The following is a 23,227-nucleotide window of genomic DNA, read 5'->3' on the forward strand; positions in this document are numbered from 1 at the left end:
CCTATAATCATCGTAAACAGCCACTCACTGTTTCAGACTTTGGTCATATTTACAACTGATTAACACCCCATTCTGACACCCCAGTTTTGGTTTATAGAGTGATAGTTTCATACTTTCGCCGAATGCAGTCGTCCAATATTTATTCTGATTTCCAGCACACTCTGGCCTCTGAGGCAAAGATCAGCGGTGTAGGTATCCATACCGGTCAAACGGTTGATATGACCCTGAAACCCGCCGAACCCAATACAGGTATTGTATTCAAAAGGATTGACCTACCTAATAGTCCAACGGTAAAAGCAGATGTTGATAACGTAGTGGACACCACGAGAAGTACCATTATTGAAGCTAATGGAGCCCGGGTGGGCACTATTGAACACCTGATGGCTGCACTGGCTGGCAATATGGTGGACAATGTATTGATAGAGATCAACGGGAACGAGGTGCCGATCTTAGATGGCAGCTCCCAGCCCTTTGTGCAGGTGATCAGGCAGGCAGGTGTTCAGCAGCAGGATGCTCCCAAGGTTTATTATACCCTACAGCATAATATCAGCTTCTCTGATGACAAGAAAAAGGTGGAGATGGTGGCCTTGCCTTATAATGAATTCCGTATCAATACATTGATCGATTTTAATTCCCCGGTTCTTGGCACCCAGCATGCCTCCTTAAAAAACCTCTCAGAATTTGATGAACAAATAGCTCCTTGCCGCACATTTTGTTTTTTCCACGAACTGGAATACCTCCTGGATAATAACCTTATCAAAGGTGGTGATATCAATAACGCAATTGTAGTTGTGGACAAACCGGTTAGTGAGGAAGATGTGAAAAGGATTGCCAAAGTATTTAAAAAAGAAAATGTGAAAGTGAGTGAAGGTGGTTTGTTGAACAACCTTGACCTGCGTTTTCCCAATGAACCGGCCAGGCATAAACTGCTTGATGTGATAGGCGACCTGGCACTGGTAGGTTTTCCATTCAAGGCGCATATCATCGCCAATCGTCCGGGACATTCCAGCAATATCGAATTTGCCAGGAAGATCAAGGAGCATATAAAAAAATACAAGCACCGCCAGCAGTTTCCTCAATACGACCCATCGAAACCCCCATTGTATGATATACACGCTATAGAAAAAAAGCTGCCACACAGGTATCCATTCCTGTTGATAGATAAGGTAATTGAGCTAAACGAAAAATACGTGGTAGCGGTTAAGAATGTGACGTATAATGAACCTTACTTCCAGGGTCACTTCCCGGGAAACTGTGTAATGCCTGGCGTATTACAAGTAGAAGCGCTGGCCCAAACGGGTGGCATTCTAACCATTCCGGATGACCCGGATAATGATTATGATACCTACTTTTTAAAAATAGACAGCTGCAAGTTCAAGCAAAAAGTTGTTCCCGGAGATACATTACTTCTCAAAATGGAGTTGTTGAACCCAGTACGTCGTGGTATTTGTGAAATGAAAGGGACTATTTTTGTTGGCGATAAAATCGCAGCAGAAGCAGAAATGGTTGCTCAAATTGTAAAGAAACCTAAAGTAAGAGTATGATTTCTCCCCTGGCCTCGATCCATCCGAATGCAAAACTGGGCAACAACGTAACTATAGATCCGTTTGCGGTCATTCATGACCATGTGACAATTGGTGACGGTACACATATTATGTCTCATGCTGTGATCATGCAGCATAGCATCATTGGCAGGAACTGCCGCATTTTTCCGGGAGCTGTCATTGGAGGCATTCCACAGGACCTAAAATTTAAGGGAGAAGAAACAACTGCTGAAATTGGGGATAATACTACCATCAGGGAATGCGTGACAGTAAACCGTGGTACAAAGGATAAATGGAAGACCACCGTTGGTAGTAATTGCCTGCTGATGGCCTATGCCCATGTGGCTCACGACTGTGTGGTAGGCGACCATGTCATCCTCGCCAATGCCGTGCAACTGGCAGGACATGTGGAAATAGGCGAATATGCGATCATTGGCGGACTAGCCGGCGCTCACCAGTTTACCCGGATAGGCGCTCATACCTATGTGGCTGGGCATACCGTTATCCGGAAAGACGTTCCGCCATATGTTAAAGCGGCAAGAGAACCTATGAGTTATATGGGGTTGAATATTGTAGGATTACAAAGACGAGGGTTTGCACAGGAAAAGATCGATACCATTTCACAGATCTATCATTTGCTGTTCGTAGGCAATCATAGCACAACCACTGCCCTGGAACTGATAGAGAAAAAAGTTCCGGATAATGATACCAGGGCAGATATCCTTCAATTTATTAAGGAATCCAAAATCGGCATCATAAAGCGCTACTCCAAAAATGGCGTAGATGAAGATTAAGCTTTCCAATGCAGGCAAACGCTTTAACAGGGAATGGATCTTTCGTTATGCCAACCTTGAATTTATCTCAGGCTCGGGATATGCAATAACAGGACATAATGGTTCGGGTAAATCAACGCTGCTGCAATGCCTTGGTGGAATGCTGCAATTAAGTGAGGGAACTATTGAACACATTAATGACAATGGTTTATTACCTCCTGAAGAAACCTACATCGGCACATCTTTTTGTGCACCCTACATGGATGTAATAGAAGAAATGACGCTTGTAGAATTTCTCCAGTTTCATAATAAGTTCAAAGCTTTTATTGATGGCAGTACCATCAATGCCATTATTGAACAGGTAGGCCTGAAAGGAGCTGGTCATAAACAGATAAGGTATTACTCCTCCGGGATGAAACAAAGAGTAAAACTGGCACAGGCTATTTTTTTTGACACTCCCATTATTCTGCTCGATGAACCTTGCAGTAACCTTGATACAAAAGGCATTGAACTGTATCTCTCACTGATAGAAAACTACTGCCGCGACAGGCTGGTAGTAGTATGTTCCAATGATCCGGTTGAATATGGTTTTTGCCAGCAGGTTATAGCCATCACAGATTATAAACTCCCCTCAAACAAGGTATCACCTAAGTACTGAATTAGTGCATCGCTTCCGACACATCTATCTTTTTACCCTTATTGCTTTTCACCATTAAGACAAATGGAATGCAAATAAGGAACATCAGGCCAAGGCCTAAAAAAACATCCATATAAGAAAGCACGGAAGCCTGCTTCATGATATTATATTCCAGGGCCTTGTAGGCAGATTGCAGGGCAACATCAGGCGTCATGCCTTTGGACATAAAAACGTGCTTCATACCAGCTACCCTTTGTTGTACATCAAGATCATTGATATTTAAATGACTTACGAGATCATTACGGTGCACCTCGTTTTTGCGTGCCAGGTAAGTGGTAATAGCAGCCACGCCAAAAGAACCACCCAGTTGTCGCATCATGCCCGTAAATGCGGCCCCCTGGCCTATTTGCTGACCCTTGAGCGTAGATAAGGCAAGCGTGGTAACTGGAATGAATAACATCCCCATACCCAAACCACGCACGATCAACATCCAGAAGAAGGCATGTGAATCCGTATCAGGCGTAAGAATTTTATACCCCCAGAAGCTATAGATAAAGAATATAAGCATACCCAGTGCTACAAGGTATTGTTGTTTCACACCTTTTTGAAGCATTTGCCCGATGATGGGCATCATAAAAGCAGTGGTCAATGCAGAAGGTATCATTAGCATACCTGCCTGCTGTGCCGTCCACCCCAGAGTGGCCTGAGTATACAAGGGTATGATGAAGGTGGACCCATACAAGCCGAAACCCATAATGAAAGATAATATGGTCCCTACCCTAAGATTACCATTTTTCAATACCCTTAATTCTACAATTGGTTTTCTAAAGCTCAGCTCCCGCCATATGAAGAAGAACAACCCGAAAACTGCTGTAACTGTCAGGAAAATAATAGTGCCACTACTGAACCAGTCATCGTCATGTCCTTTCTCTAAAACATATTGCAGGGAACCAACTGCCGTAGCCAGTAACGCTATGCCCCACCAGTCAACATCCTTAGCCTTACTTTTCTCTGCATACTTAGGACTGCGCACAAACTGCAGGGTGAGCAAAGTGGCAATGATACCAATAGGAATGTTGATATAAAATATATAGGGCCAGGAAAAATTATCAACGATATAACCGCCTAATGGGGGGCCTAGTGTTGGACCAATAATTACACCCATACCATAGATAGCCTGCGCCATTCCTCTTTTTTCCGGAGGATAGCTTTCCGTAATAATGGTTTGAGATGTTACCAATAATGCGCCTCCACCTATACCCTGGAGAAAACGGAAGGCAACCAGTTCCCATATGCCGGTTGCATTACCACAAAGGAATGAACAAAAGGTAAATAGCATGATGGATGCAGCGAAATAATTCCTCCGTCCAAACTGCTGGGAAAGCCAGCTTGTCATAGGAACCACGATCACATTACCTATTGCATATGCAGTGATCACCCACCCTACCTCGGTCATGGTTGTACCAAGATTGCCTTTCATATCATTGAGCGCTACATTGACAATAGTTGTGTCCACTATTTCCAACAAGGCACATACAATTGCTGTAATTGTAATGATCACCCTTTTAGCGCCATATTCAACCAAAGAAGCTTGCTGTTGCATAATATTAATTCCGAACCCTTAATGGGTCAAATTGGTATCCCTATAAAAACTTAATAGGATGCCATTAAAAAATATATTGATCCGCTACCTGAACTGCACTTTATCAATCAAGGTGCACATCTACCACTGCATTCATACCCGCCCTTAATTGTTTCAGGTCCGGATCGTTAGAATTAATGAACTCAATTTTCACGGGCAGTCTTTGCACCACTTTTACAAAATTGCCTGATGCATTATCCGGAGGTAATAATGCAAAGCTGGATCCGGTGGCTGGTGAAAATGAAGTAAGCCTTGCATCAAAATCATGACCTGGAAAAGCATCAATATGGACAGTCACCTTCTGGCCGATCTTCATTTTATCAAACTGGGTTTCTTTAAAGTTGGCTACCACCCATACATCATTATTCAATACAATACTGAATAATGATTGCCCTGCCGTTACGAACTGCCCGGGCTGGATATTGATCTTGGACACGAGGCCATCAGCAGCAGCAGTGATCACAGCATAAGAAAGATTCAGCTTTGCATCCTCCACATCCACCTGGCGCTGTTTAATGATAGAGCTGGCTACACCAATCTGCGAGGAGGTTGCATTACTTTGAGTGGCAACGGCATTGGTTTGTTGTGCGGCCTGGTTCTTCTGTTGCTGCAATACCTGGAGCTGGCGTTCAGCCGTTTGTTTGGCCGCAAGTGCCTGCTCATATTGTTGCTGTGTGACCGAATGATCCTTGATCAGGTTTGCATACCGGTCGAAATCCTGTGAAGCTCTCCAGACATTGACCTTAGCCGTTTCTATTTGTGCATCAATAGTAGAAACTGATGCCCTTGAGGTGGCAATATTGGCGGAAGCGGCATTGGTAGATGCCCTGGCAGCACCGAGGTTGCTTTGTGCCGTTTGTAGTGCTGCTTCGGCCTGGTCAACCTTAATTTTTAAATCCCTGTCGTCCAGAATCATGAGTGTATCACCTTTCTTAACATGCTGGTTATCCGAAACACGAACTTCCTTTACATAACCTGAGATACGGGGAATTACCGGGCTAATGTTGGCTTCCACATGGGCATCATCCGTTTCTTCATGATGTTGTGCGTGAAGATATTTAGTAATTCCAAACCATCCTCCCAATAATACCAGCAGGACCAAAATGATCAAAAAAACCTTGTTAGACTTTTTGGGTTCTTTTACCTTCTGAGTCGTTTGATTCGTTTCTATAACTTTTGTTTCCATAAATTCTTTTATTGTCAGTTTCTGTTTCTTTATTTGGTTTCAGTATTGGTTAGCAGACCTGCTGATTGCAATAACTTATTGTAGGCAACCACGGCATCCGACTTAGCGAAAGCGTAATTCAGTTTAGCCTGTAATTGAGCCACATCTGCATTTAACAGTTCTGTGGTAGTAGCCAGGCTATTCTGGTATTTATTATTGATAATGCGGTAATTTTCTGTTGCCTGGTCTATGGCTTTTTGATAAACATCGATCTTCTTTTGTGCCAGTAAATAATTCTGGTATGCACTGTTTACCTGCAGACGAATACCATCAGCCAATAACTCCTCTCCTGCAGCTACCTGCTTTTCCCTGGCTTGTGCCTGCTGCACTTTAGCCTTGTTCTTCCAAAGGGATGAAATGCTATACTGCACTCCCAATCCTATATTTACCGCATTGGTAACAGTCAATACTCCCGGTACATTCAAAGCCACATAACCACCGCTCAAAGCAAGACCTGGATATTTTTCACCTTCAGTAGCTTTAATTGCTGTAGCAGCTGCTTTTTTCCGATATGAAATAGCAGAAAGATCTTTCCGGTTCTGCAAACCCAGCTGAACATATTCTGCCAATCCTTTTAATTCTTTAGGAGCCTGGAAAGCTGCGGGATCAAGTTGCAATTCTGTATTTTCCGGAAGACCCAACATCAGGTCCATATTAATATTAGCCAGTTGCCAATTATTCTGCGCATCCAATAAAGAAAGCTCTGTATTGGAAACCTGCAATTCGGCTTTCAGCAATTCATTCCTTGGCAGTAGACCATTTTTCTCCAGGTTTGTGAACTGAGCGGCTCTTTCCCTGGCTGATTGAAGATTTGAATCTACCAGTTCAACGGCAGCATGTGCTTTATAGAGATTGTTATACGCATCTATAGTGTTTAATATAATTTCTTCCTGGTCACTTTCTGCATCCAGTTTGGCAGCCTGTTCCAGGAAACGGGCTGATTCAATACCATATTTGATCCTGAAACCTGAAAATATGGGTAAAGAAACATTTGCCATGCCATACATTGCCTGGCTGGGCTTTGGACTTTCAGTGGTAGTGGTTCCACCTCCTGTATTATCCTTTTTGGTCTTAAGATCAACATTCGGGCTGTTTAGTCGCAGGTAAGATCCACTCACATTGGCATCTGGTAATCTTTTCTCAACTGCTTCTTTCAAGGCTCCCGTGGCCTCTTCAATCTTTGCATGGCTGGATTTGAGCTGTTTACTGTTCTTCAGGCTTAGGTCAATAGCTTCCCGGAGCCCAAGGGGTTTTTGTTCCTGTGCAATTACCCCGGTAGTAAACAGAGAAAAGAATAAACACCATCCTGCCGTCAACAAAATTCTTCTATGCTTCATACGTTAATATTGCTTTAAATAGATTTTTTAAATAAACACTGAGCTTTTTCTTAATGTGTTTTTCAAATTCTTCATTGGACAATTCCTGGAGATTATTCAACTCGCGGTAATATTTCTGCGCCGTTAATAGCTGACTCGTGGTACCCACCAGGGTCATCATCAGGAAAGGAACATCCAATCCTTTTTTGAAATCACCTTTTTTCTGTCCTTCGTTTATCAATTGCTTGAAAAGCGCCTGGTTGGTAACCTTCAATTGGGTTATTTGTTCTGCAATTGGACCCGAACTATCTACCATTTGCTCTCTCAGCATTACCTTATGAAAACATTGTTTATTGAATATCCGGTCAATGTATTCATCTATCAGCTTTTCCACTTTCTGCAATGGGGTCATATTACTATTTTGCAATATGCTCTCCATTTTTAATCTCATAAAATGGCCACGGTAGCTGAACATTGCCTCCATCAGCTTTTCCTTTGAGCCAAAATAATAGGAGATCATAGCAAGATTCACACCTGCAGCTTCCGCTATATCCCGGACAGAAGTACCCGAAAAACCATTGTCAGCAAAGAGTTTCTCGGCCGCTTCCATTATAGCTATTTGTTTCTCGTTATATTCCATTGAAAACTTTTGGAGGCGCAAAACTAAACAAACGTTTAATTAAATCAAACATTTGTTTAAATATTTTATCAAAATAATAATGAGAATTATTGCCAAAAGCAGACCAACCCCTTATTGTAGAGGATTATTTCAATAATAGGTATGAAAAATTCAACGCTGGCTGGCGATGAGTAAGTTGAGGTCAGTATATTTTAAATTGAAGCGTTCGCTTAAGTAGAAATTCGTGAGGGCACCTTTAAACATATATATGCCGCTTCTTAGATGTATCTGGTGCCAGACCATATGTTCAAATCCACCATCCTCACCGGCCTGGAGTAAAAGAGGCATCAATACATTGCTGATAGCCTGGGAGGCTGTCCTTGCAAATCCAGATGGGATATTTGGTACGCAATAATGGATTACCCCATATCTCAAATAAATAGGATTTTCGTGACTGGTGATCTCCGAGGTTTCAAAACATCCTCCCCTGTCAATGCTGACATCTATTACCACGCTGCCAGTACGCATGCTGCTAACCATTTCCTCGGTAACAACGATGGGGGTACGACCTGTTTCTGAAGATAAGGCCCCTACGGCTACCTCACAGGTCTTTAACTGCTTGGCCAGCATTCGCGGCTCTATCACAGATGTCCATAACCGTTGGCCAATATTATTCTGCAACCTTTTTAACCTGTAAACACTATTGTCAAAAACTTTAACGGAAGCACCCAGCGCCAGGGCGGCACGTGCCGCAAATTCACCAACGATGCCCGCTCCTATAATTATAACCTTTGTTGGCGCTATTCCCGAAATACCCCCCAACAAAACTCCCTTTCCATGATTGGCAGAACTTAAATATTGAGCAGCTATTAACATAGCGGCACTACCAGCTATTTCGCTCATGCTTCTCACAATAGGATAGCTGCCGCTGTCATCTTTTAAATTCTCAAAAGAAATGGCAGTGATCCGCTTTTCCATCATTTTTTGCAGCAACTCTGCTTTAAGCACACTTAAATGAATGGGAGAAATGATCAATTGATTATACTGTAATAAAGGGAGATCTTCATCGATAACCGGCGCACTTTTTACCAGGATGGGAGCTTTATAAACTTCCTCACGGTTATAAGATATCCTTGCTCCTGCCTCACTATAATCTTTATCTGCAAAATGAGCTGCCTCCCCGGCATTGTGCTCAATGGTCACTTCATGTCCATTACTGATCAATACACTTACCGCATCTGGTGTCAGGGCAATGCGGTTTTCCTGGAAGGCTATTTCCTTGGGAATACCAATATGCAAACGGGCTCCTTTGGGTTTTATATCCAGGGTTTCTTCTAAAGTTTCATAACTGAAGGAGGTGCTTACAAATGGTTTTTGTTGGGACATAAAGGCCTTTGACTATAATTTGGTTTGACAAATTACGATAGTTCTTCCAAACTATCGGAAGGCAAAAGCAGTTTTACAATTCTTTCTTCTTCGTTCGAGAGTTCAATAAAGACATGCATGACTGAATCATCCAATAAATGTGGTGCTTTTTCTGGCCACTCAATAAAACAAATATTGCCACTGTAAATGCAATCTTCCACACCCGCCTGGACGATCTCCTGCTCGTCTCTTAACCTGTAAAGATCTATATGGTATATAAACTTTTCCTTTCCGTTTTCAGAGTAGCCATATTCGTTAATAATGGAAAATGTGGGGCTTCCCATCACATCCCGAACACCCTTACTTTTACATAATGCTTCAATGATCGTAGTTTTTCCAGCACCCATTTCTCCATGAAAGGCAAAAACACTTGTTTCTTTCACCAACTTCCAGAATTGCGCTGCAAAATCATTCAGCCTTTCAATTGATACATGAAACTCCATTGTGCAAACCTAACAAAAAGCCCATTCCTTCAAATATGGTGAATGCAATTAATGGAACATACTCTTAAAAAATCCAAACCAATTGCCTTCCACCCTGTAAAACTTTAACATCCGGTTGCAACAAAGTTGAAAAGATAAAGATGTAACAGTTTAAAGCACAAAAAATGCTGGAGTAACTTTGCACCAGAACAAATTTGCAACAGGAATGGAAAAGGTTCAATGGAAAGTGGCAGGAATGACATGCGCCAATTGTGCGCTTACTGTCAATAAATATTTGCAGCAACAGGGAGCAAAAGCTGTGGTGGTAAATCCTATTGACGGCGACGTATCTTTTGAATTGACAGAGAACAAGCCACTGCAACAAATAGCAAAAGGTGTTGAATCTTTAGGCTACAAGGTGGAAGGCAATGGATTCACTGCCGCAAAACAAAATGCTTTTCTATCTACCAATATGCACCGGTTTTGGTTCTGCCTTCCTTTTACCATAATTCTCATGCTGCATATGATACCCGGTGTTCATATCCATATTTTAATGAACCCGTGGATTCAATTGGCCCTTGCACTTCCTGTATTCATTATTGGCATGCGGTTCTTTGGCAGATCAGCTATCAAAAGCATTCGCAATGGAGTGCCTAACATGAATGTTTTGATCGCAATAGGTTCCGCAGCGGCATTCATCTATAGTCTTACCGGCACCATTTTGAACCTTGGACCAGCCTATCTTTTTTATGAGACCACTGCCACAATCATTACACTTGTATTCCTGGGTAATTACCTGGAAGAAGCTTCCATACAATCTACACAGCGAGCATTAAAAGGATTGGTAAAATCGCAAAAAGTAATGGCCAATATGATCGCTTTTGATGGGGACCATAAAGAAGTGGTTTTCCCTATCGAAAACACCCAATTACGTGTAGGCGATCTCGTTTTGATCAAAACCGGTGAACAGGTACCGGCTGATTGCAAAATTTTATGGGGGGAAGCGCATATTAATGAATCAATTCTCACGGGGGAAAGTATTCCGCTTCACAAAAAGGCAAAAGATCTTATTATAGGAGGAAGCATTGTTGAAGACGGTAACCTGAAAGCCCAGGTTACAGCCGCAGGCAATGATTCCGTTCTTGCTCATATACTGGAGTTGGTAAAAAAAGCACAGGGCGAAAAACCGCCTATGCAACATTTGGCTGATAAGATAAGTGCCATTTTTGTGCCTGTAGTATTATCTATAGCTGTATTAACACTCCTCATCAACTGGATCATTTTAAAAGAATTTACCCCTTCTCTATTGCGAAGCATTGCAGTTTTGGTCATTGCCTGTCCTTGTGCCATGGGTCTTGCCACTCCTGCTGCCATTGCCGTTGGATTGGGAAGAGGTGCCCGCAATGGCATACTATTCCGTAATGCCAAAAGCCTTGAATTGTTTAAGAATATCAAACAGGTTGTATTTGATAAAACAGGCACTTTAACTACCGGCAAGTTTCATGTGGATAAATGGCATGTTGATACCAACATCCTTTCAGAAGAAGCCTTTAAAAGGATTGTTTTTTCTATGGAAAAATATTCCAATCACCCCCTTGCCAAAAGCATTGTGGAGGAGTGGAAAACAACCGATCCTATTCACTGGAAGAACATCAGGGAAATCAAAGGCAAGGGCATGCTGGCGGAGAACAAGAATGGTGATTCATTTGCTCTTGGTTCTTACAATATGGTAAAAGGATTGACTACCGATGATAGCCATAATATTTATTTATTGCATAATGATTCCCTGGCAGGATGGATAGACCTTAAAGACCAGTTAAGACCTGAAGCTGCGGAAATAGTAAGTTACCTGCATAGAAAAGGTTTGAAAACAGTGTTGCTAAGTGGAGACAGGTTTGCAAAAACCAAAAAGCTTGGTGATAGTCTTTCTATTGATAACGTTATAGCTGAGCAAACTCCCGATCAAAAGCTTCAAACCATTGAAAAGCTTTCTGCTGAAACACCTACAGTCATGGTAGGTGATGGCATTAATGACGCCCCCGCCCTTGCAAAGGCAACGATAGGCATTTCCATGAGTGATGCTTCTCAATTGGCCATGCAAAGTGCACAGGTAGTGTTGATCAATCATGGACTTCAAAAATTACCAACTGCTTTGGGATTAGGCAAGCACACTTTCAGAACCATCAAACAGAACCTTTTCTGGGCATTCTCCTATAATATTATTGCCATCCCGGTGGCTGCTATAGGATTGCTGGGTCATTATGGACCTACCTATGGTGCCCTGATCATGGCTGTTAGCGATGTGGTACTGGCCGCCAATTCTGTTAGGCTATTCGTGAAAAAGCTGGATTGACGGACCCTTTACTAAATTACCAGGATAGCTTAAACGGTAATACAAAAGCTGCCTGCTTTTAAATACTACTTATATTATATACTTTCACAGAGCAACCAGCTAATCCGAATGCCCATTCAACCAGCATACAAGACCCTTGATGTCTATTACCTATCCAAAAGATTGGTGGTTGCCTGTTATGAATTGACCCATGATCTCCCTCCTGAAGAAAAAACAAATCTTGTTCAATACATAAGGAATGCGGGGGTAACCGTCCATCTCAATATTGCCCAGGGTGGCTTTTTTAAAAGGAAAAAAAAGAGAAAACAATTTATTAAAACCGTGAAGAATGCGCTTGTAGTGATGGACACCGCCATGCAGGTACTCATTGAAGTAAAACTGGTACCTGAAGAAAAAGCCGCAGAATTAAGGGAGCTTGCCAGTGCCTGTTATACATTCTTTGATGAGTTGAAAAAACGGAAATGATTAGTATTGTTGCATTTCATGAGTGAAGTGCTGTCTATTTTAGAGCAATACTGGGGCTATAAATCATTTCGGCCTTTACAGGAAGAAATTATCCAATCCATTCTTGCAGGAAAGGATACTTTGGCTGTACTGCCTACCGGCGGAGGCAAATCGCTCTGCTTCCAGATTCCCGCTATGGGCAGCCAGGGAATTTGCCTTGTAATATCTCCATTAATAGCTTTGATGAAAGACCAGGTGGAAAACCTGAAAAAAAGGAACATTCCAGCACTGCTGATCCACTCGGGAATGCAAAGAGCTGATGTGATCCAGACACTTCAAAATGCAAAGCATAACTATTTTAAATTCCTGTATGTTTCTCCGGAACGACTGGAAACAAACCTGTTTAAGGAATACCTTCCATCTTTTGATGTAAGCCTGATAGCAGTGGATGAAGCCCATTGCATTTCCCAATGGGGTTATGATTTCCGGCCCTCCTATTTACGGATTGCAGAATTAAGAAAAGAGTTGGCAGGGGTTCCTGTTCTGGCTTTAACTGCTTCCGCCACTGAGGAAGTGCAAAAAGATATTTGTGAAAAACTGGCAATGCCCGAATTAGTTCATGCAAAACCTAAAGCAAACGCTGGCTGGCAGGTTTATCGCCAGTCATTTGAAAGAAGGAACCTGGCCTACAGTGTTTTTAAAGTTGATTCCAAGATCGCAAAGCTGGTAGATATACTGAAAAAAGTAGAGGGAACTTCTATAGTCTATTGTAAAAGCCGGAAACGTACAGGCGAAATTGCCAACCTGCTTCAGATGCATGGCATGCCGGCCACATATTATCATGCAGGATTAAAATCTGAAGAAAGATCTAAAAGACAACTGGACTGGATCAACAATAAAACCAGGATAATAGTGTGCACCAATGCTTTTGGCATGGGCATAGATAAACCCGATGTACGCACTGTGATCCACATGGATACGCCTGATTGTTTGGAAAATTATTACCAGGAAGCCGGACGTGCCGGAAGAGATGGTAAAAAAGCCTTTCCTGTACTGTTATATGACACGAGGGATATGGAAGAATTATCATTGTTGCACCTGGTTCGCTATCCAACCCTGGAGCAGATCAGGTCCATCTACCATGCACTTGGCAATTACCTTCAAATACCCGTTAACACGGGCCAGGATAAAAGTTATACATTTCACTTCGATGCCTTCATCCGCAATTTTAAATTAAACAGCAACACCGCTTTATATTCCCTGAAAGCCCTGGAAAGTGATGGATGGTTGGATTTCAATGAAAAGAATTTTGCTCCTGCAACATTGGTTTTTACCACCTCTAAAAAAGGATTGTACGAGTTTCAAAAAAGCCACCCGGAGCATGAAGAATTACTAACCTCCTTGCTGCGCACTTATGAAGGCATATTTGATTTCCCCGGCTTTATATCTGAATTACTGGTAGCCAAACTTCTGAAAAAAGAGGAAGCAGAAATAAAAAAGCAACTTAAAACTATTGCGTCCTTTGGCATTATTCAATACATACCTCAAAATACAGAGCCCCAGATTATTTTCAGGAAGAACAGGGTAGCTGCGGAAGACCTGTCGTTCAACCTGATGCTTTATTACAAACGAAGGGACATCTTTATAGAAAGGGCCAATCAAATGATCGCATATGCCCAAACGGCAGCTTGCCGCAGTAAAACGATCAGCATGTATTTTGGAGAGGAAACTGCCAGGGATTGCGGTGTTTGTGATAATTGCCTCAAAAAGAAAAAATCTACTTTAACCCCTGCGGAATTAGAATCAATTGCTGTATTGATCTTGGAACATTTATCAGTTCATTCTTTAACAACCGAAGAATTATTTCAAAAACTCAATGGCATCCGGAAAGAAAAAGCCTGGAGAGTGATTGATTTTCTCCAGGCCGAAAAAAAGATATCTACAAATGAAAAGGGACTGCTACAAATAATCTGATATCTAATTATTTAAAACAAACTCTTGCGGCTCCGGGAACTTCCCAAACCAAGAACGCCTAATAATGAGCGCGTGATCATGGTTGCTGCTGTTCTTCCGGCACTTCTAACTATAGGATTATCAAGAAAGCTTTTTTCTTTTGGCGCTGCTTTTTCGGCCTTGGCTTTCTGCTGCAATTGATCTATCTCCTGGGATCTCTGTTGCGCTTCTTCGATCTTTTTATTCAAGATCTCATAGGCGCTTTCTGAATCTACCGGGTTATTATACTTACTAACCAACTTTGAACTCATCACGATATTCTGCACTTCGGCATCGGTCAAAATATCCATCCTGCTTTGTGGAGGCCTGAGCATAACATGCACCAATGGTGTGGGAATACCTTTTTCATTCAACATAGTAACAAAAGCTTCTCCAATACCCATCTGCGTCAACATTTGGTCCACATCATAGTATTGTGTTTCAGGGTAATTTTCTGCTGTTTGTTTGATAGACTTACGATCTGCTGCGGTGAAAGCCCTCAACGCATGTTGCACTTTCAATCCTAACTGGGCTAATACTGATGCAGGAACATCCATTGGATTCTGGGTGCAAAAGAAAACACCAATGCCTTTTGAACGGATGAGCTTAACAATGTTCTCTATTTCCTGCATTAATACTTCTGAAGCATCATTGAAGATCAGGTGCGCTTCATCTATAAAAATGACCAGCTTGGGCTTATCCAGGTCACCTTCTTCCGGAGAGGTAGCATATAACTCAGCCAATAACTGGAGCATGAAGGTCGAGAACAGCTTTGGCCTGTCCTGGAGTTCTGTTACCCTCAGAATAGATATAATACCCCTGCCGTCGCCGGAAATACGCATCAGGTCATCCACATCAAAACTTTTCTCTCCAAAAAAAGCATCGGCACCCTGCTGTTGCAGTTCTATTACTTTTCTCAGGATGGTGCCTGTAGATGTAGTAGATATTTTACCATATGCCTTTTCAATCTCTTCTTTTCCTTCAGCAGTTACATATTGCAACACCTTAATAAAATCTTTAAGGTCAAGCAAGGGAAGCTTGTTATCATCACAATATTTAAAGATCAACGCTACTACTCCACCCTGCGTATCATTCAGTCCCAGGATCTTGCTTAAAAGTACAGGTCCAAACTCGCTGACTGTGGCTCTCAGTTTGACGCCTGGTTTATCGCTAAGTGTCAGCAGTTCTACAGGGTAGCCCTTCGGCTTATAATCAACCCCAAGGATCTTTGAACGCTCTGTAATTTTATCATTGGGCGTTCCCGGAGCAGCTATTCCACTCAGGTCCCCTTTGATATCCAATAACAGAACGGGTACACTTGCGTCACTCAATCCTTCACTGATCAACTGCAGTGTCTTGGTTTTACCCGTACCGGTAGCTCCTGCTATCAATCCATGACGATTCATCGTTTTTAAGGGTAGCAACACATCTGCACCCTCCACTACCTGTCCATCGAGCATGGCTCTTCCTATCTTAAAAGCTTCACCTTTAAAGCTATATCCACTGGATACCGCTGCTATAAAATCTTCCTTATTTGGCATACCTGAAAGTAAAGAAAATAATTACAGGGCGAACAAAAAGCCTTGCCCATGTTTTTGGGTTTGTAAAAGGTTTTACTTGAACCGTATTTCCCGCAAAAAGAATCGTAATTCTACGAATTCAGATGCAAAAGTCTTTGACTTAGATTTGTATAGATGGTTTTTTCCACTACTATATTATGTATGGATGATGATGGAGATGACCTGGTTTTTATCCAGGAAGCAATCAAAAACCACAGCACTCCCTTTTCAGTGGTGGAAGCAAAGAATGGCGAAGAAGGACTTGCTTACCTATACCGTGCAAAACAGTCAGGAGAGCTTCCCTGCCTTATCATTATGGACATCAATATGCCAAAGATGGACGGACGCAGGGCCATACAGTTAATCAAGGAAGATGAGGATCTCAGCAAGATCCCTTTGGTCGTTTTCAGCACTTCGTCAAGCAGTCTTGACCAACGTTATTTTGAACTGTACCAGGTTCAATACATAACCAAACCCAATCAATACCAGGCCTTTACCAATAAGGTTTCTGAAATGCTTTCTCATGTGATAGCCGGTTAAACAAACAGGCTGAAATCCACCTGTTTGCATTTTTTGGAAGGATATTTGAATAGACAGGGCAAATCGATCACCGTGTGTAATCAAAAGATTCTCCTGCTGGATGATAATAAGGACCTGTTACAGATTGTGCAGATCATATTAAAAGGCCAGGGTTACGATACTGTTCTTGCCTCCCGCATTGAAGAGGCTGTTCAAAAGATCAGGATACATAAGCCCGCATTGATCCTGATGGATGTTTTTATATCTGACCAGGATGGCCGCGATTTCTGCAACCAACTGAAACATGATGATGAGACCAGTAACATCAGGGTAATCATGATGTCTGGTTATGATAACTCTCTTGGCCTCATGTCGCAGGTTGGTGCTGATGATTTTATGCAAAAACCATTTGATTATACGGACCTGCTCAACAGGGTGCAAAAGCAAATGAGCTATTCCAACCAGGCACTGGCATAAATTGCCATCTATAATTCTTCTTCCCTCTCCAGCATCAAGATGGCACTTTGCGGTACAATAAAGTATTTATCGCCGCCATACATAATTTCAGTAGCACCGCTTAATAAGAAAATTGCAAGGTCCCCTTCCCTGGCCTGCAAGGGAACATATTTCACCTGTTCTTCATGAGCTTTCCATGATTCTTCTTCCTGCAACATTGGTATGGCATAGCCGGGCCCGATTTTTATTATATATCCCTGTTGTACTTTTTCTCTTTCCTGCACACCCGGTGGAAGGTATAAACCAGTTTCAGTACGTTCATTGGGTCGTGTAGGCCGGATCAGTACCCGGTCACCTATGATGATCAGTTTTTTCAATTTATTGTCTGGCGTGATCTGCATATCAAATTTCTCCTATGCAAAATTAAACAGGCATAGGGACAAATTTGTGAAGATCAATGCAACTAATCATAAAACGCGTATGAGCAAATGCGTTAACTTTATTTCTCAATTAAAAACCCATTAGTCATGGAAGGAAAAAAAGCTAAGATTTTATTATGCGAAGATGATCCAAACCTGGGAAGTGTTCTGAAGAATTACCTTGAACTGAATGATTATAATGTTACCCTGGAAAGAGATGGCCGGCTTGGACTTGCCGCTTTTCAGCGTGAACAATTCGACCTTTGCCTGCTTGATGTTATGATGCCAAATATGGATGGCTTTACTCTGGCTGAAGAGATCCGGGATATAAATCCCGATGTTCCGCTCTTTTTCCTGAGTGCAAAGACCATGAAGGAAGATATCATCCAGGGATATAAACTGGGCGCTGATGATTATATCACCAAACCCTTTGACAGTGAAGTATTACTGCATAAAATAAAAGCGATACTGAAGCGTAACGAAGAGTTGAACAGGGAATCTGAGAATAAAGAATTTGATCTTTCTTCTTATCATTTCAATCCAAAACTTCGTGAGTTGTCACATGATGGAAAAATGCAAACCCTTTCTCCTAAAGAAAATGAACTACTCAAAATGCTTTGTGAGCATATGAACGATTTGCTACCAAGAGAGCAGGCATTGAAAAGAATCTGGGGAAGTGATACTTATTTCAATGGCCGAAGCATGGATGTATACATCGCCAAATTGCGTAAGTACCTGAAAGACGATCCTAAGATTGAGATCGTAAACATACATGGCAATGGCTTCAGGCTTGTGGTGCAGGAATGATCAGAAATAAATTGATTATGTAAAGGATTGGGTATTCTCAATCCTTTTTTTGTTTGCTGGCTGCCCTGACATAAGGAGATGTTTCTTCATCCATCCATTGTTCCAGCTGGCTGAATGCAGCAACGAACCTTTCAAAACGGTTTTCAGTATCCGGCCATTTTATTTTCTTCTGGTACATTTTGTAATACACATTCTCGTAAGCCATCCTGCAATCTGTACTGTCATAAAAGCAATTCTTCCACTCCGGGAACAGGTTTTCGTAGTATTCCAGCTGAATACCGTTACCGTATAATTTAAAAAGGCTGGGAGTGCTTCCAATGTTCAGTACCTCTATTTCATTCTTAAGCCCCATGGCAAAATATTGCTTCCAGTAAGTGAAATGATTCTTCATCCTTTTCCTCAGCTCTTCATCTGTTTCGCGTTTTAACGGTTTTATGCGCCAAAGATTATTGGTCAATGAAAAAGGATTCTCCCCTTTTGAAACAAAGCTATTAGGAAGACCTTTAAACCTGTAAACCACCTGTTTCATTTTATTAGTGCATACCAGTTCATTGTCATCCAGTTTATTCACCTGTAATTCCAGTATATCTTTTTTACGGTTTACAAGTATCAGCATCTGGTCCTTAAAAAACCATTTACCTGTTTCATAATCAGCCAGATAGCTTGAATAAGTACCATCAGCCTGTATGTCTATAAAATTACCTGTATTGTAATGACTGTCTATAACAAGGCCGGGGTCTGTACCAGGGTTTCCTCTTTGATCCCCATTTTCAGCATCATTGAATATCCAGGCTTTTACCAACACATCTTTCTTTGGCGTACAGGAAAAAAGGATGCCCGTTGTCACCAACAGGCATAGCATTATTTGCTTCATAATAGTTTGTCAAACAGTGATGAATCCATACCAGATCAAAGATTGAAAAGAGAGGGACCATAAGATCCGGGCAGCGCTTTTCCTAAATGTTCATACGCTTTAGGTGTAGCTTCCCTACCCCTTGGTGTTCTTTTAATAAATCCTTCCTGGATCAGGAAGGGCTCATACACTTCCTCAAGGGTTCCGGCTTCCTCTCCCACCGAAGTGGCAATGGTAGTGATGCCAACGGGGCCTCCCTTGAATTTATCTATGATAGCTAAAAGTATGCGGTTGTCCATATGGTCCAATCCATGTTCATCCACATTCAAAGCTTTTAAGGCATGTTGTGTAATGCCAATATCTATCTGGCCATCATTCAACACCTGTGCAAAGTCCCGCACCCGTCGCAACAACCCATTGGCTATACGAGGAGTGCCCCGGCTACGCCTTGATATTTCGGCGGCTGCTTCATTGGTTATTTCCACATTCAATATATGTGCAGCCCTCAAAATGATCTTTCTTAATGTTTCAGCCGTATAATATTCCAGCCTTGATTTAATGGCAAATCTCGATAGCAAAGGAGCAGATAATAACCCACTGCGGGTGGTAGCTCCAATAAGTGTAAAAGGATTCAGGTTGATCTGTATGCTTCGGGCATTAGGACCACTATCGATCATGATATCGATCTTATAATCTTCCATGGCAGAATAGAGGTATTCTTCGACTACCGTACTTAACCTGTGAATTTCATCAATAAATAATACATCATTAGGTTCAAGGTTGGTAAGTAAGCCTGCAAGGTCACCCGGCTTTTCAATTACAGGGCCGGAAGTCTCCTTAATATTCACCCCCAATTCATTGGCAACGATCCTGGAAAGCGTCGTCTTACCCAAACCCGGGGGTCCGTGAAACAAGACGTGATCAAGGGCCTCCCCACGTATCTTGGCAGCCTTGATAAAAATCACCAGGTTCTCGATCACCTGGCTCTGCCCGGCGAAATCATTGATCTCCCGTGGCCTGATGCCATTTTCAAACTCTTTATCCGCCGATGTTAACTGATTTTTGTCGCCTTGTAAATTAGGATTGGACATGCTGTAAATGTAATGATTTTGAGCAGCAAAGCCTGTTAAGGATCTCTTTTAATAAGCTACTTTACAAGGTCATAAAAGCAGGCAGCAATCCATTGTACCCAACCAGGTCAACCCATTTATTTTTCCATTGGAACCATGGCGTAGAATACAATAGCATATTATCAGGCTGAGAATGCACATTAGGATTCTGTAACTATAAATTGAAAGATTTTGCCGTACCTTTTGAAGGGGAAATTTGGAAGATCCATTGTATGGATACATTGATTTGATCATTATCTAAACCAGGAGTTAAACCATGAAAATAGGCGTTTTAGGAACCGGAACAGTTGGCGAAGCCATAGCATCAGCTTTAATAGATAAGGGTTATGATGTAATGATGGGCAGCCGGACGCAAAACAACAAAAAAGCTGCAGAATGGGTGGAACAATCCAATGAGCATGCTTCGCAGGGCAATTTTAATGATGCTGCTGCTTTTGGAGAAATGCTCTTTCTATGCCTTAACGGGGCCAATGCATTGCAGGCGATCAGTTCAGTAAATAAGGAGAACTTCGATGGGAAGATCGTTGTAGATATTACCAATCCTTTGGATTTTACCAAAGGTTTGCCACCCCAGATCGTTGAAGGGTTGGGCAACTCCAATTCATTAGGAGAAGAAATTCAAAAAGCAATGCCAGATTCATTTGTTGTAAAAACATTGAATACAGTAAACTATAAATTAATGGTTGATGCCAGGGAAGTGAATAAGGCAGACCATAACCTCTTTATCTGCGGTAATGATGCGGAAGCAAAAAATAAGGTCAGGAAATTTCTTGCTGATAATTTTAACTGGAAGGCAGACAAGATTTTAGACCTGGGTGGAATAGAATCTGCAAGGGCCGTTGAGGCTATAGTACCTTTTTGGGTATTAGTTTACAGGTCGTTGGGAACACCCCTGTTCAACTTTAAGATTGTAAAATAAAAAAGGTATCCTGCATCATGGTGCAGGATACCTTGGCATATCTTTCTATTTTTCACGCAATTGTACAGCAATCCTCCTGTCTGATCTTCTTTCTTCATCTGAAGCAGAAGCATCCACTTTGGCAAACTGGGAACCGTAACCTTCTGCACCGACCAACTGCCCTGCAGTAGCACCTGCAGATTTGATAGCATTCATTACAGCATCAGCTCTTTGCTGGCTCAACTTCTTATTGGCATCAGCATTGCCTACCTTATCTGTATAACCACCAATTTTGATCTTGGCTTTAGGATAGGCTTTTAATATAGCCACTATGTTTTGAACCTGTTGCTGGCTTTCGGCAGTCAGCTTGGCACTTCCTGTTTCAAAATTGATATTATCAAAATCAAACCATTTGTCTTTTCCAGCCTGGCAGGCTGCATCATCCAGGCATTTTACCAACTGGTCTTCTATCCCACCCGTATAGGCGTTTATTTCAGTACCATCGGCCAGCTTCACCTTCATGGATTGGCGTTCAGTGGTAGTAGTTGTTGTGGTGCTTGTAGTTGTATCAACCGGCGCAGTGGTCATGGTGGTAGTGGTATCAGTTGTTACCGCTTCCGATTCAGATTTATTGCATCCCTTACCCAGGAAATACCATAACAATGCGATGGCTGCAACAGCCAAAATAACCCACAAAATGGGGCTGGTTCCTGATTTTGGTGCCCGGTCTTCAACATACGCTTTCCCTTCCCTGATGTTTTGTCCTACATTGGCTGAAGGAATTTTGGCACCGCCAAACAGGCTGCCCAGTGACAATCCTGCAGGCAATGCGCTCATTATATTTGATTTTTGATCTGCCAGGTAAGAGGTAAGACCCTGGGCTGAGAGATTATTTTCCCTGGCATGCCGGCCAAGTACTCCCAATCCCAATGGTGCCAGCATGGCGAGCAGAGATTGAATAGAATCAGATTTGATTCCGGCGAATGATGATAAGGCAGATGCAATACTTCCAATACCGCCACCGCCAAATAAACCCTTCAAACGATCCAGTCCACCTGTTAACAAACCACCAGTGTTTTCAAACAAGCCTTGTGGGTTATTTAATACACCGCTATCTGCAGCGGCATGAGCATCATTTAACAATCCATGGGCATCCCCGCTTTCTGCACGGTTTACAAAACCTGCTAACAACGCGGGCACTGCTGCTGTAATTGCTTTACTAATTCCTGTCGGAGATTCATTCAGGTATTTGGATGCTGTTTCTGCAAGATTGGAGGGAAGATAATTGCGCACAGCATCGAGAAGATTCATTGCCATAATTCTGATTTAAAGTGAGGAATATAAAACTGAAACTCAGCTGTTGACTGATTATTGTAAGTTACCACAATATGTTTGGTTATATGGCAAATATTTTCGCACATCTAACGGCGATACACAAGTGTTTGCTTACAACCATTATTGCAGGTTCAATATGAGGTCGGGATCAGGACAATTGTTCAAATACTTTTCTTTCTCTGAAGGCGCACATACACCGGGATAATCACCCTTCCTGTCTTCCATATCTATGATCACCTGGAAATGCAAATGAGGAGGCCATTGTCCATTTTCAAATGGTATCCCAAATTCAGCGAACACATCACCCCCTTTCACTCTGTCACCTTCCTGGATGTTTTTGATAGAGTTCAGGCTCAGGTGACCATATAATGTATGAAAAGTTTGTCCATCAAGGTTATGTGTAAGAATGATCGTTGCACCATAATCACCAAACCCATTATTGAATGCAAAACTGTGAACGATCCCATCCAGTGGTGCCATTACTTTAGTATAAGGCTTACCCCAGATGTCTACGCCCAGGTGTATGCACCTGGGTTCCTCCAGTGTATCAATCAACTGGTGCTGCAATTCATTTACAGCAGGCCTGCTTTTATCAAATAAATCACTTCTTGAATAAATTGTTCTGCATTCATTATATCCACCAATACCATAACGTGCGCCTGCCGAACCTAAACTGGCATTGATATACCTTGTAAATTTCTCTGTGTCCCTGACCAGATCTTCTGTCAGTTCATTGTTGCCGGCTGTAAAATCCATCAATAATAATTTATCACCTTTTTCATAGGGCACGATGGAGGAGAATTTGGCCCTGTGCGCTTTTAACCGCTCTTCCCATTTCAGTGAGTTCATATACTGTAAG

The 23,227-nt window shown here is 42.1% G+C and carries 22 protein-coding genes; 10 read left to right on the top strand and 12 right to left on the bottom strand.

Annotated elements, in window-relative coordinates:
- The first annotated feature begins 122 nt into the window (after positions 1 to 122).
- The 3 genes from BP74_RS06255 to BP74_RS06265 are packed head-to-tail and all read left to right on the top strand — an operon-like array spanning position 123 to position 2,975.
- The gene (locus tag BP74_RS06255; protein ID WP_496372164.1) at positions 123 to 1,544 is read left to right on the top strand and encodes a bifunctional UDP-3-O-[3-hydroxymyristoyl] N-acetylglucosamine deacetylase/3-hydroxyacyl-ACP dehydratase; all 1,422 of its coding nucleotides are present in this window, start codon (positions 123 to 125) and stop codon (positions 1,542 to 1,544) included.
- Positions 1,541 to 2,338 (top strand): acyl-ACP--UDP-N-acetylglucosamine O-acyltransferase, encoded by a 798-nt coding sequence (lpxA, locus tag BP74_RS06260; RefSeq protein ID WP_496372166.1) that lies wholly within the window; start codon positions 1,541 to 1,543, stop codon positions 2,336 to 2,338. The genes BP74_RS06255 and lpxA overlap by 4 nt, the downstream gene beginning before the upstream one ends.
- Entirely contained in the window at positions 2,328 to 2,975 is a 648-nt protein-coding gene (locus BP74_RS06265; protein WP_496372168.1) for an ABC transporter ATP-binding protein, read from the top strand. The genes lpxA and BP74_RS06265 overlap by 11 nt, the downstream gene beginning before the upstream one ends.
- 1 nt (position 2,976) lies before the next feature.
- Here BP74_RS06265 and BP74_RS06270 read toward each other — a convergent pair whose 3' ends face one another.
- The 6 genes from BP74_RS06270 to tsaE form a co-directional block, all read right to left on the bottom strand.
- Complete coding sequence (locus tag BP74_RS06270) at positions 2,977 to 4,557, bottom strand: DHA2 family efflux MFS transporter permease subunit (RefSeq protein ID WP_496372170.1); 1,581 nt, start codon at positions 4,555 to 4,557, stop codon at positions 2,977 to 2,979.
- A 103-nt stretch (positions 4,558 to 4,660) separates the two neighbouring features.
- Positions 4,661 to 5,782, bottom strand: coding sequence for an HlyD family secretion protein (locus BP74_RS06275; RefSeq protein ID WP_496372172.1), 1,122 nt, complete (start codon positions 5,780 to 5,782; stop codon positions 4,661 to 4,663).
- Positions 5,783 to 5,811: 29 nt separating this feature from the next.
- Complete coding sequence (locus tag BP74_RS06280; protein WP_496372174.1) at positions 5,812 to 7,158, bottom strand: TolC family protein; 1,347 nt, start codon at positions 7,156 to 7,158, stop codon at positions 5,812 to 5,814.
- Positions 7,148 to 7,777: a TetR family transcriptional regulator gene (locus BP74_RS06285; RefSeq protein WP_496372176.1), complete on the bottom strand. Its 630-nt coding sequence runs from the start codon at positions 7,775 to 7,777 to the stop codon at positions 7,148 to 7,150. The genes BP74_RS06280 and BP74_RS06285 overlap by 11 nt, the downstream gene beginning before the upstream one ends.
- 150 nt (positions 7,778 to 7,927) lie before the next feature.
- Complete coding sequence (locus BP74_RS06290) at positions 7,928 to 9,142, bottom strand: alanine dehydrogenase (protein ID WP_496372178.1); 1,215 nt, start codon at positions 9,140 to 9,142, stop codon at positions 7,928 to 7,930.
- Positions 9,143 to 9,174: 32 nt separating this feature from the next.
- Positions 9,175 to 9,624: a tRNA (adenosine(37)-N6)-threonylcarbamoyltransferase complex ATPase subunit type 1 TsaE gene (tsaE, locus tag BP74_RS06295; RefSeq protein ID WP_496372180.1), complete on the bottom strand. Its 450-nt coding sequence runs from the start codon at positions 9,622 to 9,624 to the stop codon at positions 9,175 to 9,177.
- Between the two features lie 205 nt (positions 9,625 to 9,829).
- On the opposite strand from tsaE, the gene BP74_RS06300 reads away from it, so the two are divergent.
- The 3 genes from BP74_RS06300 to BP74_RS06310 all read left to right on the top strand — a co-directional run bounded on the left by BP74_RS06300 (position 9,830) and on the right by BP74_RS06310 (position 14,374).
- Positions 9,830 to 11,956 carry a heavy metal translocating P-type ATPase gene (locus BP74_RS06300; RefSeq protein ID WP_496372182.1) on the top strand — a complete coding sequence of 709 codons (2,127 nt, stop codon included), beginning with the start codon at positions 9,830 to 9,832 and terminating at the stop codon, positions 11,954 to 11,956.
- Positions 11,957 to 12,064: 108 nt separating this feature from the next.
- Positions 12,065 to 12,421, top strand: a complete 357-nt coding sequence (locus BP74_RS06305; protein ID WP_496372184.1) for a four helix bundle protein — start codon at positions 12,065 to 12,067, stop codon at positions 12,419 to 12,421.
- Between the two features lie 18 nt (positions 12,422 to 12,439).
- Positions 12,440 to 14,374 (top strand): RecQ family ATP-dependent DNA helicase, encoded by a 1,935-nt coding sequence (locus BP74_RS06310; RefSeq protein WP_496372186.1) that lies wholly within the window; start codon positions 12,440 to 12,442, stop codon positions 14,372 to 14,374.
- A gap of 11 nt (positions 14,375 to 14,385) precedes the next feature.
- Here BP74_RS06310 and BP74_RS06315 read toward each other — a convergent pair whose 3' ends face one another.
- Positions 14,386 to 15,933, bottom strand: a complete 1,548-nt coding sequence (locus tag BP74_RS06315) for a helicase HerA-like domain-containing protein (RefSeq protein WP_496372188.1) — start codon at positions 15,931 to 15,933, stop codon at positions 14,386 to 14,388.
- Positions 15,934 to 16,113: 180 nt separating this feature from the next.
- Here BP74_RS06315 and BP74_RS06320 point away from each other — a divergent pair, with 180 nt between their 5' ends.
- Positions 16,114 to 16,491, top strand: coding sequence for a response regulator (locus tag BP74_RS06320; RefSeq protein WP_496372190.1), 378 nt, complete (start codon positions 16,114 to 16,116; stop codon positions 16,489 to 16,491).
- Between the two features lie 72 nt (positions 16,492 to 16,563).
- Positions 16,564 to 16,947, top strand: coding sequence for a response regulator (locus BP74_RS06325; protein ID WP_496372192.1), 384 nt, complete (start codon positions 16,564 to 16,566; stop codon positions 16,945 to 16,947).
- Between the two features lie 8 nt (positions 16,948 to 16,955).
- Here the strand turns inward: BP74_RS06325 and BP74_RS06330 are convergent, their stop codons facing one another.
- Positions 16,956 to 17,327, bottom strand: coding sequence for a co-chaperone GroES (locus tag BP74_RS06330; protein WP_496372194.1), 372 nt, complete (start codon positions 17,325 to 17,327; stop codon positions 16,956 to 16,958).
- A 126-nt stretch (positions 17,328 to 17,453) separates the two neighbouring features.
- Between BP74_RS06330 and BP74_RS06335 the strand changes: the two genes are divergently transcribed.
- Positions 17,454 to 18,152, top strand: a complete 699-nt coding sequence (locus BP74_RS06335; protein ID WP_496372196.1) for a response regulator transcription factor — start codon at positions 17,454 to 17,456, stop codon at positions 18,150 to 18,152.
- 37 nt (positions 18,153 to 18,189) lie between these two features.
- On the opposite strand, the gene BP74_RS06340 is transcribed toward BP74_RS06335, so the two are convergent.
- Positions 18,190 to 19,026, bottom strand: a complete 837-nt coding sequence (locus tag BP74_RS06340; protein ID WP_496372198.1) for a hypothetical protein — start codon at positions 19,024 to 19,026, stop codon at positions 18,190 to 18,192.
- 35 nt (positions 19,027 to 19,061) lie between these two features.
- Entirely contained in the window at positions 19,062 to 20,096 is a 1,035-nt protein-coding gene (ruvB, locus tag BP74_RS06345; RefSeq protein ID WP_496372200.1) for a Holliday junction branch migration DNA helicase RuvB, read from the bottom strand.
- A 295-nt stretch (positions 20,097 to 20,391) separates the two neighbouring features.
- On the opposite strand from ruvB, the gene BP74_RS06350 reads away from it, so the two are divergent.
- Positions 20,392 to 21,054 (top strand): NADPH-dependent F420 reductase, encoded by a 663-nt coding sequence (locus BP74_RS06350; RefSeq protein ID WP_496372202.1) that lies wholly within the window; start codon positions 20,392 to 20,394, stop codon positions 21,052 to 21,054.
- A 45-nt stretch (positions 21,055 to 21,099) separates the two neighbouring features.
- Here the strand turns inward: BP74_RS06350 and BP74_RS06355 are convergent, their stop codons facing one another.
- Complete coding sequence (locus tag BP74_RS06355) at positions 21,100 to 22,350, bottom strand: OmpA family protein (protein WP_496372204.1); 1,251 nt, start codon at positions 22,348 to 22,350, stop codon at positions 21,100 to 21,102.
- A 138-nt stretch (positions 22,351 to 22,488) separates the two neighbouring features.
- Positions 22,489 to 23,217, bottom strand: a complete 729-nt coding sequence (locus BP74_RS06360) for a peptidoglycan DD-metalloendopeptidase family protein (protein WP_496372206.1) — start codon at positions 23,215 to 23,217, stop codon at positions 22,489 to 22,491.
- Positions 23,218 to 23,227 lie beyond the last annotated feature (10 nt).

Source organism: Flavisolibacter ginsengiterrae DSM 18136, from assembly GCF_059568575.1.

Excerpts from the sequence above, each read along its gene's own strand:
- BP74_RS06300 (WP_496372182.1), top strand. The coding sequence starts at position 9,830 with ATGGAAAAGGTTCAATGGAAAGTGGCAGGAATGACATGCGCCAATTGT.
- BP74_RS06320 (WP_496372190.1), top strand. The coding sequence starts at position 16,114 with ATGGATGATGATGGAGATGACCTGGTTTTTATCCAGGAAGCAATCAAA.
- BP74_RS06275 (WP_496372172.1), bottom strand. The coding sequence starts at position 5,782 with ATGGAAACAAAAGTTATAGAAACGAATCAAACGACTCAGAAGGTAAAA.
- BP74_RS06310 (WP_496372186.1), top strand. The coding sequence starts at position 12,440 with ATGAGTGAAGTGCTGTCTATTTTAGAGCAATACTGGGGCTATAAATCA.
- BP74_RS06355 (WP_496372204.1), bottom strand. The coding sequence starts at position 22,350 with ATGGCAATGAATCTTCTCGATGCTGTGCGCAATTATCTTCCCTCCAAT.
- ruvB (WP_496372200.1), bottom strand. The coding sequence starts at position 20,096 with ATGTCCAATCCTAATTTACAAGGCGACAAAAATCAGTTAACATCGGCG.
- BP74_RS06335 (WP_496372196.1), top strand. The coding sequence starts at position 17,454 with ATGGAAGGAAAAAAAGCTAAGATTTTATTATGCGAAGATGATCCAAAC.
- BP74_RS06340 (WP_496372198.1), bottom strand. The coding sequence starts at position 19,026 with ATGAAGCAAATAATGCTATGCCTGTTGGTGACAACGGGCATCCTTTTT.
- BP74_RS06330 (WP_496372194.1), bottom strand. The coding sequence starts at position 17,327 with ATGCAGATCACGCCAGACAATAAATTGAAAAAACTGATCATCATAGGT.
- BP74_RS06290 (WP_496372178.1), bottom strand. The coding sequence starts at position 9,142 with ATGTCCCAACAAAAACCATTTGTAAGCACCTCCTTCAGTTATGAAACT.
- tsaE (WP_496372180.1), bottom strand. The coding sequence starts at position 9,624 with ATGGAGTTTCATGTATCAATTGAAAGGCTGAATGATTTTGCAGCGCAA.
- BP74_RS06255 (WP_496372164.1), top strand. The coding sequence starts at position 123 with ATGCAGTCGTCCAATATTTATTCTGATTTCCAGCACACTCTGGCCTCT.
- BP74_RS06350 (WP_496372202.1), top strand. The coding sequence starts at position 20,392 with ATGAAAATAGGCGTTTTAGGAACCGGAACAGTTGGCGAAGCCATAGCA.
- BP74_RS06315 (WP_496372188.1), bottom strand. The coding sequence starts at position 15,933 with ATGCCAAATAAGGAAGATTTTATAGCAGCGGTATCCAGTGGATATAGC.
- lpxA (WP_496372166.1), top strand. The coding sequence starts at position 1,541 with ATGATTTCTCCCCTGGCCTCGATCCATCCGAATGCAAAACTGGGCAAC.
- BP74_RS06360 (WP_496372206.1), bottom strand. The coding sequence starts at position 23,217 with ATGAACTCACTGAAATGGGAAGAGCGGTTAAAAGCGCACAGGGCCAAA.
- BP74_RS06285 (WP_496372176.1), bottom strand. The coding sequence starts at position 7,777 with ATGGAATATAACGAGAAACAAATAGCTATAATGGAAGCGGCCGAGAAA.
- BP74_RS06270 (WP_496372170.1), bottom strand. The coding sequence starts at position 4,557 with ATGCAACAGCAAGCTTCTTTGGTTGAATATGGCGCTAAAAGGGTGATC.
- BP74_RS06280 (WP_496372174.1), bottom strand. The coding sequence starts at position 7,158 with ATGAAGCATAGAAGAATTTTGTTGACGGCAGGATGGTGTTTATTCTTT.
- BP74_RS06265 (WP_496372168.1), top strand. The coding sequence starts at position 2,328 with ATGAAGATTAAGCTTTCCAATGCAGGCAAACGCTTTAACAGGGAATGG.
- BP74_RS06305 (WP_496372184.1), top strand. The coding sequence starts at position 12,065 with ATGCCCATTCAACCAGCATACAAGACCCTTGATGTCTATTACCTATCC.